Source organism: Bacteroidota bacterium, assembly GCA_018831055.1.
Lineage (GTDB): Bacteria > Bacteroidota > Bacteroidia > Bacteroidales > B18-G4 > M55B132.
The window spans coordinates 1-18,687 of the sequence record JAHJRE010000165.1; the positions used below are offsets into that span (position 1 = coordinate 1).

Below are 18,687 nucleotides of genomic sequence, written 5' to 3' on the forward strand. Positions count from 1 at the left end.
AAATGAAAAAACCTTGCACAAAAGTGCGAGGTTTTTTGTTGTTACCAACCATCAGTCCGGTTAGCTCGTCCCGCCTGAGGCGGGAAGGTCGTCACGCTAAAAGCGTGACTACCCCGACCAAATGAAAAAACCTTGCACAAAAGTGCGAGGTTTTTTGTTGTTACCAACCATCAGTCCGGTTAGCTCGTCCCGCCTGAGGCGGGAAGGTCGTCACGCTAAAAGCGTGACTACCCCGACACTTGAAAAGGCTTTGAAAATAAATATTTCAGAGCCTTTTTTTATTTGTGAAGCCTATCTATTTGATTGTTGGTTGAAACATGGTTGAAACATTTTCAACTGAATCCTTCTCAATTATTTTTCAAAATTCGCAAGTTGATAAACTAAAAATGAAAATCAGTCAAACCGATAACGCTTCCATCCGGGTTCTTCTCCGGTTGCCAGGATCGGACGTAGATCTTTGGGTTCATGCTGTCGTTCAGGTCGATTAGCAGGAACAGGTATCCTTTATCTGCATAGGTGGATGAATAGTAATTCTGTGCGATCTGTATGCCGTACAACTTATCTTCCAGCCGGTTGGTGCGGCTTACTTCATTATCTTCAAACTGGATGTTGACAAACTCATTGCTGTTGAAGACGTTCCTTAAAGCCTTTATGTATGATTCTTTGGTATGGTAGATGTACTTTACCTTTTCATTGCCCAGCTTCATGTACATTGCATCCAATGGGGTGTTATCATTTTTGAAGACATGCCCTACTATGATCAGTGCATTGTCTGCGAAGATGGATTCGATATAATCCAGGCGCTTTAATGCATAGGCTGTCTTGTAATACTCCATGAACTGAATGAGCAAATAGCGTTCCTCCAGGGTTCCCCAGGGTTCGGGTTTGTTCATGATGTCACTAATGGCCTTTTTTCCCAATGCGAAAGAAACTGCATCGATCTTTTGCTCCTGGTTAAAAGTGAAAACTACATCTTCCAGGAATTTCTTCGTGTTGTTGTGATAAGAAAACATCATGGGAAGGGAACGGACAATGATCTCGTTGTTCACCTCTACGACCGTTATTGTATCCTGTAATGGTAAAACCTTTACATTTCCATTGGTTATCAGTTTATTATACATATCATATCCATCTTCTGTGAAATGCTCCCGGATGGATTGTGTATCCTTTTTTTCAATGGCATCATGAATATTCTCGATGATCTTCTTATAATCCCTTGTTTGTATTTTCTTTTCCTGAGGAGCATGGTATTTCATGTTCATTTTTTTGGCCTGCATCCTGGGTATGTCATCCTTTTCCGGTAAAGAGATCCAATGTGCTGACTTTTTAAAATCGGGTGGGGGAGGAGTGTTTTGCATGACATTTCTTAGCTCAGTGTCGTATTTGCATTCATTCTCATATTTATATTCTACCAGGAAACGGATGCGATCTGCATTGTCAGCATAGTTTCCAGACAATTCAATTGCGCCGAAACCATCCTTTGCACCGATGGGACCTGTATAATTACTCCCGGAATAATACCAATAATCCAGGTTTCCAATAGGCTTACCTTTGTATTTCAGGAATACTGTATAGGTTATCATGTCCTTTTCCGGTTCTTTCAAAGTGTTGTGGATAGAAATATCAATGTTGCCCAGCAAGCTGTTTAATCGTTCGTATAAGAGTGTAGATAAAAGCATTTCCGGTTCACCTTCGAATGCATATGTCATACTGTTGAACTCCGGGTGGGTGCGCAGAAGTACCAGTGCCCAGTAATAATAACGAAGGGCATCGCCTATTTTCAGGTTTGTATCGGCCTTGTAACCACAATCGACGAAGCTCAGGATCTTCTGCTTGCGGTTTACAAAGATCTTAGTAAGGTCTGTTTTTTTTATATATCGTAAAACTGTTGTTTCCCCAGATCTTTCATTTATTGTCTCCAGAGACTCAAGGCCTTCCAGATGGCCTGTGGAATATGTTTTTAATACAGATTCCGTTAATTCATAGATGCTGTCGTTTTCCTCTCTCACATAGTTTGTAAAACTGCTTGTTACCTCCACGGATATCTTGGAAAACAGGTTATCTATGGCCTGTTTACCGGCTTTTTCGTAAGATTGGGATACTCCCTTGCCCCACAGGTAATCTCTGGAATTCATGATCTCATCCATGGTCTGCCCATAGGATAAGGAAACCGCAAGAAAGAAATATGAAATACACGTTATTCGCACTATTGCTGTCATGATATTTATGCTTTATATGTAATCAGTTTAAGTCTTTCTGAGTTATACAACTTCTGAACAATCCACGAACTTAAAAAAGTTGTTGGGGCTACGCCCCAAATCTCATTCTTTGCTTCACTCATGTTTCAAACAGTCAAATTGTCCATTAGTTCTAATCCCTGAGACAGCGAACAGAAAACCCGTTTGCCTTATTGGTGAGATACCGGTGCACATCATTGCTGTCATAGATCAACTCCCGGTACCATGCGTCGTAGGTACCTAGCTCCGTAGAGGACCAAAAATAGGCGATGTAATTCAGATTGTTGAAAGCATCATTATTGCTGCGGTAACCGCCAGGGAGCACTGAAAATCCATAATCGTCTGTACCGTTTCCTCCACTATTCCAGTCACTTGTGGATGTTAATTTTTTTACAGGAATATTACCCATAAATTCAATCAGAATTGACCAATCTTTATCAGATGGCAAATGCCAACCCTCTGGACAAGCCCTCATTGCTGCAGCCCAATCATATAATCTACCATACTTCTCACAATTTATTTTTTTATTCTCATAACACCAACTGTTGTACATTTTAAATTTGAGGTTTTCTGCCATCCAGCATTGATTCCCAATCTTAACTACCTTATATTGTTGTCCATCCCGTCGATCAGTCCCAATGCCATTGCAATCTTTGAAGTTTACATTTGAGTAAGCAGGACTCATAATGGAACTACCTTTGGACTCTTTAAGTGTTTCATCTATCTCTGTTGTCTGGTTTTCTAATACTTCTACAATACTTTCTTCCTCTTGGTATCCAGCCAATTGAAGTTTAATGTAGTGTGATCCTATGATTATGTTATTGATTACCAGTGGGGATTTTCCTTTATCTACCCCATCAATAGTTACCAGGGCTTCCGGCGGTTTTGTCCTAACTATCAGGGTGCCAGTGATGGGTTTTAGATCAATAGTTAGTTGTTTGGCTTCCCCTGCCAGTATATTAAGGGTTTGTTTTTCTGAATAGTGCTTATCTTTTTTAACTTCAATAATGTGTGTTCCTTCAATAAGCCTTACTAAAAAGCTGCCTTTTCCAAGACTTTCGTTATTGATGAAGATCTCTGCTTCAGAATCAGTATTGATGCTAATCAATGCAAAAGTTGGGTTCATAGTTATGGGTATGCGGGTTATTTCTCCTTTAGTAATAGAGAACTCCTGCTGGACTGTTTCATACATATCCATCCTTACAGATAGTGTGTGGTTGCCAGGTGACAAGGGCTCAATGGTTGCAGGAGTAGTCTGATCTTCCTCCCGGCCATCAATGGTTATGATAGCTCCACTTTCAGGAGTTGTTTCAACGTATAGGCTTCCAAAATCGGGAGCTAATGCTTTTTCTATGGTTGTTGTTTGATCAGGGAGGATGGTGAATTCTCCTGTCAATTCATGGTACATGTCTTTCTTTAGAGTGTAACGGTAAATGCCGGCTTCAAAAGGCTGCTGAAAAGGGGTGGTCTTGCCGGTAGCGTTGTTATTAATGAATACATCAGCACCGGTGGGGTTACTTTTAATGAGCACCATACCTAATTGAGCAACGGCTCCCATTCCCGTAACGTTTCGCACCAGAACCATTTGGTAAACCGAAGAAGCCTCAATGGGTAACGGGAAATTGTAATACTTCTTTGCAAAACCATCCGCAAAGATTTCCAACCGCCTCTCACCGGGTGAGACGTAAACACGGTATTCTCCATTGCTGTACGTTGTATTACCGCAATTTCCCTGGCTTGATATAAAACTAGCTCCTTGTATGTCTGTACTGACCTTTATCAATGCACAGTATTCTCCATCAATGTCTTTCCTGGGATTGCGCTGTGTAGAAAGGTCGGAAGCGTCCTTTTTAAAATCTTTTACTTCAAATTCATCGGCAAAACCCCAAAAGGGAAAGAAAGCCAGGAAAATAACGATAATCTTCTTCGTGCTCACTTGGTTTGTTGATTTGGGTGAAATACCCTTCAAATATTGTAAATTTTAAGGATATTTCAAAGGGAAATAACATTTATGATGGTTTGGTAAATATCTGTCATTGATCTTTGAATATTTGTGATGAACGCCAACTTCAAAAATCAACACAGAGCCAGCCCTGACGGAAGGAAGGGTTGATCGTTGTTCGTCAATCCCTTTGATTAACGATCAACGAATAGTGATTGTTGAAGATTAGAAAGTGTAAGCAATGCTAAAAACCGCTCCATCTTGCAGCGGCATGACCGCAACATTCATTTTCCGCTTCACCTTTCCCTGCTTTGATGCATAAATGATGGCTGGCACCAGACAGGCTGCACTAATGCCATACAGCACAGGATAGATAATGTCAAAGGTCTCCACCTGGTTGTGCAGTTTGGTTGCATCACCGGTGGCTGTCTTGTATTCATCGTATTTCTGGTTTGCAGAAAGATAAAAGTACGTTCCCGCTCCGGCACTGGCTGCAGCGGCTCCCAGCCATGCCCATTTACGGATTTTGTGTTTACGGTATTCCTGTTGCAGGCTGCCCTGATAGGTCTGCATCTGGAAGGTGAGCTTCTGGTTTTCACCTTCCTTGACCGTCACATTTTTACTGGCTTCCAGGAAGCCTTGTTTTTCAATCTTGATGTCATAATTGCCGATGATCAGCGGGATCACTGCCGGTGTATTTTCTTTGCGTTTGTTGCCGTTGATAAAAATATTCGCTCCTTTGGTTTCCATGGGCTCGGAGAAAACACTCACGCTGCCCATGATCGGCTCCGGCTCCAGGGTGATCTCTTCATTGCTGCCAATGGTGATGTAGATTTTTTTTTCAGCATCCCGGTGTTTGTCCTTAACAGCTTTAAAGTTGTAGCTCCCGGGCTTCAGGTTTGCCTGGTAACTGTCCTTTGCTATCTGCCTTTCATCCTGTAAAATCGTTGCTCCCTGGGCATTCACCTTCACCGTACCGAAGTTTTTGGTAAGCACGATCAATCGCTCAGTTTGCTGACCGTCTTTCACCTCAATCGTTTCGGTTTCATCTGTCCACAGTTCCCTGGTGAGCCGTAGTTTGTATATTCCGGATGGCCATTGATCTTTCAGAAAAGGGGTGCTGCCTACCATCTGTTCATCGATATACACGGCGGCTCCTTCCGGTTCCGAGGTGATGTTCAATTGTCCGAAGGCTGGGACCAGTTCCAGGTTGAAGGATCTGTCGTCTCCATCTTCTATTGTGAATGTCTCCGTTTTGTCGTGATACAAATTAAATTCCGTTCGCAGGGTATGCTCCCCGCTTTCGATTTCCCTGCGGGCAACAGGGGTTTGGCCGATAAGTTTATTATCGAGATAAACATCTGCTCCGGAAGGCGTGGATATCACTTCAATATATCCGAACCTGGGTTTGAGGTTTATCAGAGGCAGTTCCTTGGTTTCACCTTCCTGGAGGGTAAAAGTGCCGGAATAGGAATAATACAGTTCTTTCATCAGCATAAGCTGGTATTCCCCGGCAATGAGCTGGTCGGTAAATGGGGTGAACCCGACCTTCTGTCCGTTCAGGAATACCTCTGCCTGGTCCGGGGCAGAATATATGCTCAGGATTCCCGGAAGGTTCAGCCTGGTGGTGGCTGCTCCTTGTTGTAGGTTGATATCCACAATCTGGTCTTTTTCTACCGATATGGACTTGGTAATATCCTCAAAACCATCTTTGGTAAACCGGAAGGTATATTCTCCGGGGGGTAGCTGGAAGTCTGCCACGCTCTTTCCCTCAACCTGCACCGGTGCAGCATTGTTTCTGGAAATAAATACTCCGGGCTCATTCAGCCGGAAGGTAAGTGTGATAAGGTTCTCATCAATGGCTGCAACAGCACCTCCTTTACGTTTTACCTCCAGGATATATACCCTGCCGGATTCCACGCTTCCCGGTATCTGGAACCATTCCGGCTTGAAATCCCTATGCATGAGCTTGATGGCCTTTTCTCCCGGTGAGACATACAGCCAGTATTCTCCTGGTGATTTTTGAACCACATCGGCTGCAATGCCACCGTTGGCATCAAAATCCATTCCCTGAATGTCTGTTAATACCTTGATGAGAGCGCAGGTTTTGCCGTCAATGTCCTTTTGGGGATTACGGGTAGCGGCCAGATCGCCATGGGATGCGTAGAATTTGATGATCTCGAATTCGTCGGCGAAGATTATTTTGCTTGAGAGTAGGAATAAGAAGATTATGATGGGTTTATGCATGGTTATATGGTTATATGGTTATATGGTTGGGTGCTTTGATTTAAGGTTTCTGCTTTAGATATTATTTTTTTAGTTTTTAGATCTATTTTTTAATCTTTAATCTGTCAGCAAATTAATGCTTTCCTTGTAAACCGGTAATTCATTATAGAGTACCAAATTCTAAAAATTTTGACCCCGCTTCGTGGGGTATTGTTCAAATAAATCAAATTGTCAAAGTTTTAAATAGTCTAAAAATCCCGGAGACAACGAACAGACCTACCGTAGTCCTTATAGTAGTAGCTGCGGCTGACATCATCGAAGTCGTAGTACAATATCCGGCCCCATGCGTAGCTCGCATCGTACTCCGAAGAGGACCCAAAGTAGGCGCTGCTACCCATATAGTAGAAACTACCATAAATACTGCGGTAACCGCCAGGCAATGTGGAAAAGCCACTTGAATTTGTTGCTCCGGTGTTGGGTCTATTCCAATGTGTATATCCGGCTTCCTTCATTGCTCCTCCGGCTATGCCATCGCCACTAAGATAATCTACCAGTATTGTCCATTCTGCATCACTGGGTACATGCCATCCGTCCGGACAAATGCCCTGTACACCGCTTGGAACAGCATTGCTGCTGGAAGCTCCGTTCATTAATGTGGCCCAGTCGTATAGCCGTCCGTAAATATCGCAGTAGGAGGAATTATTATCATAGCACCACGAGTTGCCGGTTTGATAATTCAGGTTCCCGGCCATCCAGCATTGGGTGCCTATTTGTACTGCTTTGTATGATTTACCATTTCTTGGGTCTTTAAATGGGCTTGGGCATGCAAAATTAATGGATATTTCTGCAGGCGCAGAATGTCTTGTGCCTGCTGTGGCATAGATACGATATTGATAAGTGATATCGGAACTGGGAATGATATCATTGTCTGTTGTTTCAAAGGTACCTGCAGGAATGATCCTATAGTTTAACTGCCATTCTGAGTTTCCAGCCTTACGGTCGATAATGAAATTTTCAACATTAGATGCATCGCACTTCCACTCCAGCTTTTTTTCGGTAATGCTAATATCGGATATTTGCAGGTCATAAGGTGCCCAGGCAGAAGCCAGAACATGCTCATCATAAGGATTATCATACTCCCGTTTTTGGCAGGAATTAATCAAGACCGAAGAAAACAGAATAAAAAGCGCAATAATTAGCTTAACAGAAATACCGTGTGATGATTTCATATTTACAAACTTTCAACTTTAAGAACTTTATAAACTTTTAACCCCTGGTTTTCTCCTCGCTGTCGCTTCAGAGGATGAAATTAAAAAAATAATCAAATAGTCCTAATCCCGGAGACAACGAACAGAAAGTCCGGCGACCTTATTGTAGTCGTTGCGATACACACCGTTGTTGTCGAAGGTTAACCCCCGGCCCCATGCGTTAAAAGCGTCGCTTCCCGCAGAAGACCAAAAGTAGTCCTCGGCTCCTATACTGTAAAAATTCCAATTGCTCCCGCGGTAACCGCCCGGCAATGCGGAAAAGCCATAGTCATTTGTACCGTTTCCGCCACTGTTCCATCCAGTTGAGGATTTTAATTTTTTGCCTGCATCTGAACCACGGCATCCATCATTATTCCATACAGGATCACCAACATAATACTGGCTATCTACAGATCCCTCAAGTATTTTCCATTCCTCATCACTGGGAATATGCCAATCCTCAGGACAAATACCCTTTACTCCGCTGGGAACTGCATTGCTGCTAGATGATCCATTCATTAATGCACCCCAGTTGTATAATCTGCCATATGTATCGCAGTTGGATGCATTGTTATCATAGCACCAGGAGTTGCTTGTCTGGTAATTCAGGTTTTCGGCCATCCAGCATTGAGTACCTATAAGGGTTGTTGAATATAATTTGTTATCCCTTAGGTCGGTATAGTTATGCCCGCAAATAAATATTTGGATATTATTTTCAGTGAATGTTGAATTATAAATATCAAAGAAAGCATAAATCCGGTAATATACATTGTCTCCATTATTAAAGTCACCACTATCCGTAAAGAGTGTAACATTTTCATTTACTGTCCCATATGCCGCCTCCCAGCTTGAATTGCCTAATTTGCGGTCGATTTTAAAACCGTCTTCACCCTGGCTGTGATCTGACCAGGTAAGCGATATTTCTTGCCAATTGACCTGAGTTAAATTTAAATTGTCCGGAGCCGGTATTTGGGTATTTATTTCGGATTGTGAAAACCCCGAATGAGCTGTATCAACATAAGCGTAAACTTTGTAATAGATCGTGTTATTCAAGGGGAAATTATTATCTGTAAAGCCTGTCACATTTTCATTTATCGTTGCATAGGCTGTCTCCCAGGCTAAGTTTCCTACTTTACGGTCTATTTTAAAGCCGTCTTCACCGGTAGTACCATCCTGCCATGTCAGATGTATTTCAGTTAAAGAAATCAATTCTACATGCAAGTTCGTAATAGGTGATATACTGAAAGTTTTTGATATTTCTGCGGCATCAGAATGCTTCATACCGGCAAAAGCATAAATTCGGTATTGGTAAGTTATATCGGGATCCGGAATTATATCGTTGTCGGTTGTTTCAAAGGTTCCGACGGGTATTATTTTATATTTCAACTGCCATAGGTCATTTCCGACTTTGCGATCAAAGATAAAACCATCTATATGAGTTTCATTACAATTCCATGTCAGCATTTTTTCAGAAAGGCTTATGTCAATTATCTGCAAATCGTACGGTGCCCAATCTGAGGGTGAAGCATTTTCATCGTAAGGATTTTCCCACTCCCGTTTTTGGCAGGAATAGATTATGGCCAAAGAAAACAGAATGAAAAGCGCAATAGCGACCTGAATTGAAATACGGTATGTTGATTTCATGACTTCCTGATTTGGGGTTGTTGCATTTCCAAGGTTTTTAAGATAAACAACATCTTGCAAATTACAAAAAAAACAGGTCTGGAGAAAGGAAAAAATTACTTATGGATTTACTTATCCATCGTATGCGCTTTGCTATTATTCGTATCTAAAAGATGAATATTTGTATAGATGGTGTGTTAATATGATGTGGAGATACTCGTTGATTTTCGCTATTTTTTTTCTAAAAGATACTAAAAACGGAAAAACGTATGTTTTGAAAGTGTATTTTTATAATTACCCGGATAGAAAAAAGGATGTATGGATTGTGATTAGTACTATGGATTTAAAGACAAAATTATTTTGGATGGTGTTAAAAGGCCGGTTTTCTATATTTATAACCGATCTCCAATTGATAAAATCCACATAAGCCAGGGTTATTGTATTGTGTTGTAGGTAACTATTATTTTCCGGATAGTGGTTACGACGGACGACAATATTTATGGGAAACCGACCAACATTAGCTATACCTGAGAAAAGTCATTTACCCGGACTTTTTTGAAAATGAGATCTACTTGTGGATAGAGAATGGCATCCTTATTTTTAAGTATGTTAAGGATAATTCATTGGCATTTAAACCAAAACGTCCCAGAGAATATCATCACTGGACTGAATAAGAAAATGCATGTTTGTTGATTACGAGAAGTTACCGCAAATGGAAATGGGGGCAAGTTATTCTCGAACGACAATGGATTAAGGGTTCATTTGTAAGTTTTTGGAATGCACGAGGGTTATATATCTATGAAAATGATCAAGGCTTTGAATCGTTTCTTAGAGTATATGATCCGGAAATATGGCTGGAATGTATGCAACGCTGGGTGGATATCCTGTATGATGAAAAGACCAACCTGGCAAAGATTTTCCAGGATCTGTTGCTGAATTATCATGAAGAGTTTCCTAAACTTGGAATCAATATTTATAATTTTCTCGAAGAAATCCAATTATTCTCCAGCTCAACATGCTTTGGGAGTGGACAGGGGAATTTATCAATAAATGTTTTATTGATTCCATTATCATTTTTTTTAATCTTTAAGGCAACGGGCAGAAAGGCCATAACCTTTACCTAAATAGTTACTCCTGATCTCATCCCGGTCATTCTGAAAATCCCGATACCAGGCTTCTGCACTATTGCTTTCTGTTGATGACCAGAATAAACCATTAAATCCAATATAACCTCCGTAGTATCCATTGTCATTGCGATAGCCACCGGGTAAAGCTGAAAAACCGTATTCATTTGTTCCGTTTCCCAAGTAATTCCAACCCGATTCAGCTTTAAGTTTTTTCCCTGCATCAAAACCACGGAAACCGGTTTGGTCCCATTCGGGATCACCGAGGCTATAATGGCTGTCTACATATCCTTCCAGAATTTTCCATTCAGCATGACTGGGAACATGCCATCCTGGAGGGCAAATACCTTGTACCCCGCTGGGAACACTATTGCTGCTGCTAGTACCACTCATCAGTGTTTGCCAGTCATAAAGCCGGCCAAGAGAATCACAATAGATTGCATTATTTTCATAGCACCAGGAGTTTCCTGCAACAGAATTTAAATTTTCAGCCATCCAGCATTGTTCACCAATCAGGGTTGTTTTATAACTTAATCCATTCCTGTGATCTGTAAATGAAACTCCGCAAATAAATATAATTACGTTATTCTCTGCATAGTCCGAAAGGCCACCCCCATAGAACGCGGCTACCCGGTAATGATATATGTTTCCAGGAATGAAGTTGCCACTGTCGATGAAACTCATAAAATTTTTTCCTGTTTCCGCGTATCCTTCATTCCATGCACTGTCTCCTTCTTTTTTGTCTATTTTGAATCCATCTATCTGTGTCACATCACAATGCCAGGTAAGAAGAATTTTGTTTACACCTGTTTCCATTACATATAAGTCATAGGGTCCCCAATCGGAAAGATTATTGTTGCTGTCGTATGGATTATCCCAATCTTTCTTACCGCAAGCATGGTGTAATATAATACTTGTAGAAATAATGAAAATGATTATTACCGGAGAAAACAAACGGTAGGCAATTTTCATACTTACTAATATCAGTTCTGATTTTTTTAGATTCATATTGGATGGTCAATTAACTAACTAAAGGTATGAAAAAAATCGGGTTGGGTAAAAGAAGAATGCCTGAAATTCATTAAATATCAGCTATGCATTATTATTGGGTATTTGTATGTATTAGTAGGTTCTTCTGATAGAAAGGAGTATTAATTAACGTAAGTTATAGACCATCAGCATTTTTTCAGTCTGCAAGTATTGCTTCGTATGAGAAATTATTTTATATTTATAGCTCAATTGTGTAAAATTGAAACATCTTAACCATGGAAAATACTGACAATTCCAGCACATCTAAATACGGAGGTCATAACTATACATCCTCTATCAACGATATTCCCATAAATTACCTGAAAGATAATTTGCTGGGTATTGAAAACTATGCTCAGGCATTGGCTGATTTTATATGTACCAGTTCGACTCCATTAACTATTGGAATACAAGGTGAGTGGGGGACTGGAAAAACCAGTATTATGTTTATGATCAAAGAATTGTTAGGCAAGAAAAATGTTGCCTCGGCCTGGGTAAATACATGGGAATATTCTTTATTCAGAACTCCGGCAGAAACAACTCCTTCTGTACTTAAAGGGTTACTTGAAAACCTGATAAAAACTTGTAAGGAAGAAGGGCACTGGAAAAATGAGCAACGTTTTAATGAGGTTAAAGACCAGGTATATAAAGGATTAGCGATGATTGGTAAATTTGCCATAAATATTGCTGCAAATAAATTTGCTGGTGTTGATGCACCAGATATAAGCAAAGAAAGGCTAACTTCAGAAATTGCTGAAGTAAAAGAAAAGATCAGAGATATAATAGATCTTATTATAAAAGATCCGGAAAACCCAATAGATAAGATCGTATTCTTTGTTGACGACCTTGATAGGATAGATCCGCCGGTGGCCGTTGAGATTCTTGAAGCATTGAAAAATATTTTTGATTTGAATTATTGTGTTTTTATCCTGGCTATTGATTATGATGTCGTTATAAAGGGGCTTGAAAAGAAATTTGGTCCTAAAACAGATAAAAATGAAAGGGAATTTCGGTCTTTCTTTGATAAGATTATTCAGCTGCCTTTCTCAATGCCAGTTAGTGCATATCAGATTGATAAATTACTAAAAGCGAAATTTGAAAGCATTAATCTTAAGATTGATAATTCTTTTGAGGATGATCTCGTAAAAATTGTACAACTTGCCGTTGGATATACCCCCAGGAGTATAAAAAGATATATCAATTCATATTCTCTTCTTAAACGAATCCGTGACCTTGATAAAGATCATTCAGCAAGCAGTATGGAAGACTTTTGCCTTTTCACCCTCATTGGTATACAGATTTCATTTCCTACAGTTTATAGACTTATTAGTAAAGAACCTGATTTTACCAAATGGAATAAAGTATTTGCAAGACAAAATGGTGTTGAAGAAATCATTTCTCCAGAAATGGATCATCATTTTATCGATGAAGAGTGGGAACAATTTCTCTGGAACTTTTGTCAAAAGGACACTTATCTGAAGGTTAAAGCATTATCAATTATTGAATTGTTAAATATCCTGAGAGATAAATTGGGTGAAGATCTACCAGATATAATTCAAAGCTCAATTGCTTTCACTTCAATTACATCCGTCGATGATGATGTTGAAGCAAAACAATCAAAACCATTTCAGCGGGTTGTATTGAATAATCTGGAGGAATATTTAAATAACATGAAGTATTCCGAACTTAAGTTCAAATCCGTCAAGGAGTTAATCACCCATATTGAGAGATCTATAAGAGATCAATATCCCGATTTTGTTTATAAGTATTCGCCATCCATGGGTGTGACGATATATGCAAATGAAGGGGGAAGGTCAAAATTTGCTGGGATATCGATTTATCGAGGATTCAGTGTCGATATTAACTTGCTTCGTGATTTTCGTAAAGATTACCGTAAGCCTTTAATTGAAGGCATTGAAACTTCTAACATTAGAAATTATTCACATGGCATAGATTGGTACAAACTCATTGTTCCTACTATGGATGATTTCGAAAGTAGTAAAGGAAGAATTTTTCAGCTGATAGAAAATAGTAAGGACTTGAAAGAAAATCATTCTGGTAAAATTCTTAAAGAGAAGGATTTTGGTAAAAAAAATGCTGATTTGCTAAGTAAGTATTTATCAGATGATTATACATATGAACTTACCTAAAATGAGTATATAAATTGAAAAATAACCAATCTGATTCAAAACCTTTCCCTAACAGCTTCCTCTTCAGCAGAGCTTGTTTCCGTTCCGGTTCAACACTTGCAAATTTCAACAAGCTTAACTATATTTACAACTTGTCAAAAAAGGCATCCATTTACCGGGCTTCTTGTCTTTAGTTATGTTTCAAGTCTGCTGTCATTTAGTTTTTGTTGTAACCGAATGGGCCCCTTGTCAATAAAACTTCTTTCCAATATGATTCTCTGTTTATTATCACGTTGTCATCAATTCTCATAGAACGATATTCTAATAAACTGAATCTAAAATTTTGTCTTGCGTAGTCTATTCCGTTCTCTGAAATTATTTTTGTCAATTCGTCATTAAAGCCGTGTCCAGTACCTACATAAACAGCCCATCTTGACCAAATACCAAAGTCACCATATGCAGAACCAACATATTTTTTGCCGTTTGATTTGTCAGCTATTACATAAACACCTTTGACTTTTTCTAACGCACCTTTCCAATCGTTCTTTTGATACTTGAAAACCATTTCTAACTCAGGAAAGTCAATGTTTATGTTTTCGTAGTCTGGGAAGTTAATTCCGTCAAAAGGTTTTTTAAGAATTTCTGATACAATAAAGTCCTTGTAATAGCCTTCAAGTCTGTATGCTCGTCCGCGTAAACCTTGATGGCGATAAAAGTCAATGACAAGACGCCCAATAAGTTCTTTATGTAATTCAACAAGTTCCAGCTCGTAGCCTACTTCTGTATTTGCTCAATCTTCAAGTCTTTTCACTACTCTGAAAATACCACCAAACAACCATTTATTTGGTTCGTGATAAAATCGAATTAAGCTGAAAATATATTCTCGGTTAAAGTCGTTTTTGTTACCACGCCATTCATTCCAATTAACCCACTTGTCCCAACTTTCTAAATATACGTTTAAAGGTTGTTCGTGTCCGTTCCAACAAGCAAGATGCAATTTGTAGTAACTTAAATCACTTTCTATTAGTTTTAATATATTTTCAATCTTGATTTCACTCATCCAATTCTGTTTTGAAGTTTGTGAGATTTGTTTTTCCAACCCGCAGCACTCTTTGAGTTTACATATTGAATTTTCAAGTCTGGGAAACTCTTTACAAACTGGATTTTCTTGTCAGGAAACGAATTGTCAAAAAACCAAATACTGTCACTTCCTTTAGCTTCTGATTTGTTCTTCGTAACATAAACATAAAGGTCTGGGATAGATGTTACAATTTGAACTTTGAAATCTGGGAACGATGTTACTTCTTTAATTGTTGCCATTTTTACTCTTGTTTTATTTTTTGCTTACTCTTCTCGGTTTTCAGCTTCCCCGTTGAGGTTCGTGGCTGTCGTTTTAGCCTGACCGCTATTTTAAATGTAACTAATAATTAGTATTTTAAAGTATCATTGCTTTTAGTGTATTTGATAAAAAACTTGTCAGGTGATGGATTTACATAAAACATTGCTGTATATATTGATTTTTGACCACAATATTCTTTGTACCTTCTCATAATCACTTGGGTTTCCGGGTAATTAGTAATCTCTGATACATAGAATTCATTTTCAAAATCAAAGCTCTCATCCATGCTACCGATCTTATAAACAATCCTGTTTGAGAAAATTATTGGGCTGTTTTCCGGTGAATATGTCAGAGATTCAAAGTTCTTCCTGGGAAATCGCAAAAGATCACAACTGCGAATAAGGGTTGTGTTAATGTTGTATTCAGTGATCACCTTGGATGTGCCACTTGGAATGCAGATTACCTTTTCTTCTCCATAAGAAACTGAATAACCTGCGTTTGTCAGGATAGCGGTTGAAGCGGATAGCGAAATGATGTTGGTCTGGAGAAGGTCATAATAATTAATGCCGCTTACTGATTTGGCCCCGGAAGCGGATGCAGCCGATGATACTCCCGAGCTACGTGAATAAGTTACAACCCTTTCTTTGTAATAATCATAGGCTATTCCATTATTCACGCAAAAACTCTTTCCCATCTCAATATACAAATCCTCATCGGTCTTATTGTAAACCCTGAAGCTAAAATCACCATTCTCTCCCCAGAAATCATAAAAAACCCGACAATGATCGTTTTCAAAAACAATGTGGTCATCCTGAATCGGATAATTTTCTACTGACTTTGCTTTGTAAACCTGGTAATAGTTTGTAGTTGAACAGGAAGATAATACCAGTATGCTCAAAGTTGTAAGAACATAATTCTTTATTTTCATCGTGTTTTGATTTTGGTTATAACGGGCGTTGATTGCTTTTCATCAAATGTATGAGAAAAAATTAAATGTTAAAGATACTTCTGTGGTTTTTTTATGGAATTGCCACCGAGTAAGTGTTTTACCCAGTTTGTGAAAACCTGGTGCTTTCTTTCTGCGATAATCCTAACATAGTTGTTAATAAAAGAATATTTTTTGCCGAGGTTCAGTTAATTAGTATAGAAATGATGTAAGAACCTTTAGAACACTTTACTGACAGTTTATTTGAAGGATAAAGATCGTTTTTATACTTATTTACTTTTTAGTAAGATGTGAGGTTTTGTGAGGTAAAAAAATAAAAGAGAGCACAGATAGCTCTCTTTCATAGCGTTAGATAATTCCTTCATCAGAAAACGAGTAATATGATTCGTTTGATATAATCAAATGGTCAAGTAATTTGATATCCATCAAATCATCAGATTCTTTGATCTTGCGAGTCAGTACAAGATCGCTTTCAGAAGGTTTAAGGTTCCCAGAAGGGTGATTGTGAGCAGCAATGATCGATGTGGCATTAGCTTTAAGAGATGTCTGAAAGATAACCCGGAGATCTGCCACACAACCGGAGATGCCGCCTGTAGAGATATGGCTCCATCCCAGAAGGCAGTTGGCACGATCCAAGAGCAGGATAACGAATTCCTCAACATGATCAATACGGTCACTCCATAGTTTCCTGAGCACATCATAGGCATCCCCTGAGCTGGAGATGCCTATGCGCTTGTTGTGTTCGATGACCTGTTTATAGTTCACCGTTACCTCCGTAAAATAGTTCTGCAAGTTATCACCTGTACGCAGAACATCCTGGAGGCTACACATCTGCATTGATGAATCTGCCATTTTCGATAGAGATTCTGGGATGGCTTTCAAATTCATCTGCAACGGCATTGTTCAAGGATGTCCCCATGCCTTCACCATGCAAGCGCTTGATATCATCCTGAAACCTGCACCCTGCAACCTGGATTATTGGGTTGGTTAATGGTTAGATTTTGTCAATTAATTCTTGTTTTACCAATTCATAGGCCACATTCATATCAAACTTTACCTCTGGTCTTATTAAGGAAGTAATATCGCCCAGAAAAAGCTCATCCTTCATTTTTGCATCCATGTTTAATGTAAATTCTCTTGCAGTTGCAGGTCTTTCATTCGTAAAAGTCATGTATTCCCGATAACATCTTATTATTTCTCCGGTATTCAGAGGTGAATTACTAAGAGCATAGAATAGATCAAATAGATCCCTTCCCTTTTTTCTTTGATATAATGCCCTCAGTTTTGTCCCTAAAAGTTCTTCGAGTTTATATGAAACTATTTCCGACTCACCTTGAAAGTATGAACTGTTCAGGCTATGATTGATCGAGTACCAGCCTAATACATTTAAATGTTCCCTGCAATTTATCTCTAGTTTTAACCTGCTTTGAACGATCGGTTCTATTTGTGTCTGGAACCGATATATGACTGTCGTATTATTTGCATTTTGTTTCACTGTTCGTGTTTTACCAATAAAGGAAAGTCTTTCACGTATTCTATGTAAGACTGGCTTTATAGGTCCGGGTTTTATTTGAACTAGATCGATATCCTCAGAATATCTTACTTGAGGCTTGAAGAATATTTTGTGTAACGCTGTACCTCCACGAAAAGCAAGATTCTCTCGGATCATTTTATCTGAGAACATCTCAACAAGGGTCCTTTCTATTATAAGATCTTGCTCCACCTGAGCATTACTCCGCCATGGGGCATTTTTCTGCCACTCGGTAATAAATGCCCTTGGAATCATAAATCGCTCTCCAATTGAATATTAACCTGTACTTTCCACTTCTGGTCAACGGGTCCGTATTTCTTACCAATAGGATTCAATAAGACGTTCCGGAACTTCTTGTTGGTAAGATGTTCTTTTACAATTTCAGCAAATTCGTTTGCATAGATTGCATTCTCCAGAATATACCCTGCACGCTGGTAAACAGAGTTAGGGAATTTGTTTTTGATAGCCTTTCGGAATAACCCAACTTTCATTTCCTCGGATAACTCGATTAATATTGAGATGATCCTGTTCAAACCCCCTAATAATTTCTCATAGTAGATCAAGTCTAGAAATGTGAGCTCTTTCCCAGATACTTTGAGGAACCCTGTATCCGTCTTTTTATCCTCAATACCGGACTCCGGGAAGTTTTTCTTTTCAGAAAAATTAATGATGAGGTTGTCTTTCTTAACATTTCTAATATTTGGGCTTTCATTTACAACATAGAACTCCTGAGGCTGCTGGTGTGCAGCACCATGGAGCATGGCTGCACTGTATAATCCCACATAGTATTTTTTACCAATAAACTTCATAAGATCATCGGCAAATAACTCCACAGGAAGAAGGCCCATGTTCCTATACTGATCCGGTATGATTATATAAAACCCCCTTCTCACATTATAGATTTCACCTTTGTTTTTAAGTCTGTCCAAATCTTTTTTAATGTTCCTGGTACTCTTACTTAGAACATTACCTAAATCTTCACTTCTAAATGAATATTTTCCATTTGACTTAAGATCATCTATATAATCTACTGTATGTCTATAAGAATTCTCCATTTAATTACTACTTGTAAAATGACTTGCAATATACCCTTTTTTTAGGGGTTTATTGCAAGCTCGACTGCATATTTTTTCATTAGTACCAAAATCACCTCAATTATCTAATAGATGTTCATGATAATCTCCATTTTAAGTACTCCCCATTTTTCAAACCAGGTCGCTGTTCCCTCCCGCATATCCATGGAAGATATTGTTAGCGAGTTTTGTAGTGATTGTTATTCTCATGGAGATGAGATTATGGCATCAATATACGAAA

Annotated in this window: 13 protein-coding genes and 1 pseudogene; 2 read left to right on the top strand and 12 right to left on the bottom strand. The window is 39.0% G+C overall.

The features are described 5' to 3' along the window. Nucleotides 1-380: 380 nt before the first annotated feature. From KKA81_10680 to KKA81_10700, 5 genes are all read right to left on the bottom strand, one after another. Nucleotides 381-2,219 (bottom strand): LPP20 family lipoprotein, encoded by a 1,839-nt coding sequence (locus KKA81_10680; GenBank protein MBU2651389.1) that lies wholly within the window; start codon nt 2,217-2,219, stop codon nt 381-383. 151 nt (nt 2,220-2,370) lie between these two features. After that, a complete protein-coding gene (locus KKA81_10685; protein MBU2651390.1) occupies nt 2,371-4,173 on the bottom strand; it encodes a PEGA domain-containing protein in 1,803 nt (600 codons plus the stop codon). Nucleotides 4,174-4,404: 231 nt separating this feature from the next. Further along, the gene (locus tag KKA81_10690; protein ID MBU2651391.1) at nt 4,405-6,426 is read right to left on the bottom strand and encodes a PEGA domain-containing protein; all 2,022 of its coding nucleotides are present in this window, start codon (nt 6,424-6,426) and stop codon (nt 4,405-4,407) included. 227 nt (nt 6,427-6,653) lie between these two features. Beyond that, the gene (locus tag KKA81_10695; protein MBU2651392.1) at nt 6,654-7,634 is read right to left on the bottom strand and encodes a fibrobacter succinogenes major paralogous domain-containing protein; all 981 of its coding nucleotides are present in this window, start codon (nt 7,632-7,634) and stop codon (nt 6,654-6,656) included. 102 nt (nt 7,635-7,736) lie between these two features. Continuing rightward, nucleotides 7,737-9,296, bottom strand: a complete 1,560-nt coding sequence (locus tag KKA81_10700; GenBank protein ID MBU2651393.1) for a fibrobacter succinogenes major paralogous domain-containing protein — start codon at nt 9,294-9,296, stop codon at nt 7,737-7,739. Between the two features lie 668 nt (nt 9,297-9,964). On the opposite strand from KKA81_10700, the gene KKA81_10705 reads away from it, so the two are divergent. After that, nucleotides 9,965-10,399, top strand: coding sequence for a hypothetical protein (locus tag KKA81_10705; protein MBU2651394.1), 435 nt, complete (start codon nt 9,965-9,967; stop codon nt 10,397-10,399). Here the strand turns inward: KKA81_10705 and KKA81_10710 are convergent. Further along, entirely contained in the window at nt 10,355-11,407 is a 1,053-nt protein-coding gene (locus KKA81_10710) for a hypothetical protein (protein MBU2651395.1), read from the bottom strand. The genes KKA81_10705 and KKA81_10710 overlap by 45 nt on opposite strands. A gap of 257 nt (nt 11,408-11,664) precedes the next feature. Between KKA81_10710 and KKA81_10715 the strand changes: the two genes are divergently transcribed. Next, a complete protein-coding gene (locus KKA81_10715) occupies nt 11,665-13,578 on the top strand; it encodes a KAP family NTPase (GenBank protein ID MBU2651396.1) in 1,914 nt (637 codons plus the stop codon). Nucleotides 13,579-13,774: 196 nt separating this feature from the next. On the opposite strand, the pseudogene KKA81_10720 reads toward KKA81_10715, so the two are convergent. The 6 genes and pseudogenes from KKA81_10720 to KKA81_10745 form a co-directional block, all read right to left on the bottom strand. Further along, nucleotides 13,775-14,617, bottom strand: a pseudogene (locus KKA81_10720) (GIY-YIG nuclease family protein). Further along, a complete protein-coding gene (locus KKA81_10725; GenBank protein ID MBU2651397.1) occupies nt 14,614-14,877 on the bottom strand; it encodes a hypothetical protein in 264 nt (87 codons plus the stop codon). The pseudogene KKA81_10720 and the gene KKA81_10725 overlap by 4 nt, the downstream one beginning before the upstream one ends. A gap of 107 nt (nt 14,878-14,984) precedes the next feature. Beyond that, nucleotides 14,985-15,824, bottom strand: a complete 840-nt coding sequence (locus tag KKA81_10730; GenBank protein ID MBU2651398.1) for a hypothetical protein — start codon at nt 15,822-15,824, stop codon at nt 14,985-14,987. Between the two features lie 366 nt (nt 15,825-16,190). Further along, the gene (locus KKA81_10735) at nt 16,191-16,673 is read right to left on the bottom strand and encodes a JAB domain-containing protein (protein MBU2651399.1); all 483 of its coding nucleotides are present in this window, start codon (nt 16,671-16,673) and stop codon (nt 16,191-16,193) included. 163 nt (nt 16,674-16,836) lie between these two features. Beyond that, a complete protein-coding gene (locus KKA81_10740; protein MBU2651400.1) occupies nt 16,837-17,628 on the bottom strand; it encodes a nucleotidyl transferase AbiEii/AbiGii toxin family protein in 792 nt (263 codons plus the stop codon). Next, on the bottom strand, nt 17,625-18,428 hold the full coding sequence (locus KKA81_10745) for a type IV toxin-antitoxin system AbiEi family antitoxin (GenBank protein MBU2651401.1): 804 nt from the start codon (nt 18,426-18,428) through the stop codon (nt 17,625-17,627). Before KKA81_10745 ends, KKA81_10740 begins: the two co-directional genes overlap by 4 nt. Nucleotides 18,429-18,687: the final 259 nt, after the last annotated feature.

Excerpts from the sequence above, each read along its gene's own strand:
- KKA81_10680 (MBU2651389.1), bottom strand. The coding sequence starts at position 2,219 with ATGACAGCAATAGTGCGAATAACGTGTATTTCATATTTCTTTCTTGCG.
- KKA81_10690 (MBU2651391.1), bottom strand. The coding sequence starts at position 6,426 with ATGCATAAACCCATCATAATCTTCTTATTCCTACTCTCAAGCAAAATA.
- KKA81_10695 (MBU2651392.1), bottom strand. The coding sequence starts at position 7,634 with ATGAAATCATCACACGGTATTTCTGTTAAGCTAATTATTGCGCTTTTT.
- KKA81_10700 (MBU2651393.1), bottom strand. The coding sequence starts at position 9,296 with ATGAAATCAACATACCGTATTTCAATTCAGGTCGCTATTGCGCTTTTC.
- KKA81_10710 (MBU2651395.1), bottom strand. The coding sequence starts at position 11,407 with ATGAATCTAAAAAAATCAGAACTGATATTAGTAAGTATGAAAATTGCC.
- KKA81_10715 (MBU2651396.1), top strand. The coding sequence starts at position 11,665 with ATGGAAAATACTGACAATTCCAGCACATCTAAATACGGAGGTCATAAC.
- KKA81_10725 (MBU2651397.1), bottom strand. The coding sequence starts at position 14,877 with ATGGCAACAATTAAAGAAGTAACATCGTTCCCAGATTTCAAAGTTCAA.
- KKA81_10730 (MBU2651398.1), bottom strand. The coding sequence starts at position 15,824 with ATGAAAATAAAGAATTATGTTCTTACAACTTTGAGCATACTGGTATTA.
- KKA81_10735 (MBU2651399.1), bottom strand. The coding sequence starts at position 16,673 with ATGTGTAGCCTCCAGGATGTTCTGCGTACAGGTGATAACTTGCAGAAC.
- KKA81_10740 (MBU2651400.1), bottom strand. The coding sequence starts at position 17,628 with ATGATTCCAAGGGCATTTATTACCGAGTGGCAGAAAAATGCCCCATGG.
- KKA81_10745 (MBU2651401.1), bottom strand. The coding sequence starts at position 18,428 with ATGGAGAATTCTTATAGACATACAGTAGATTATATAGATGATCTTAAG.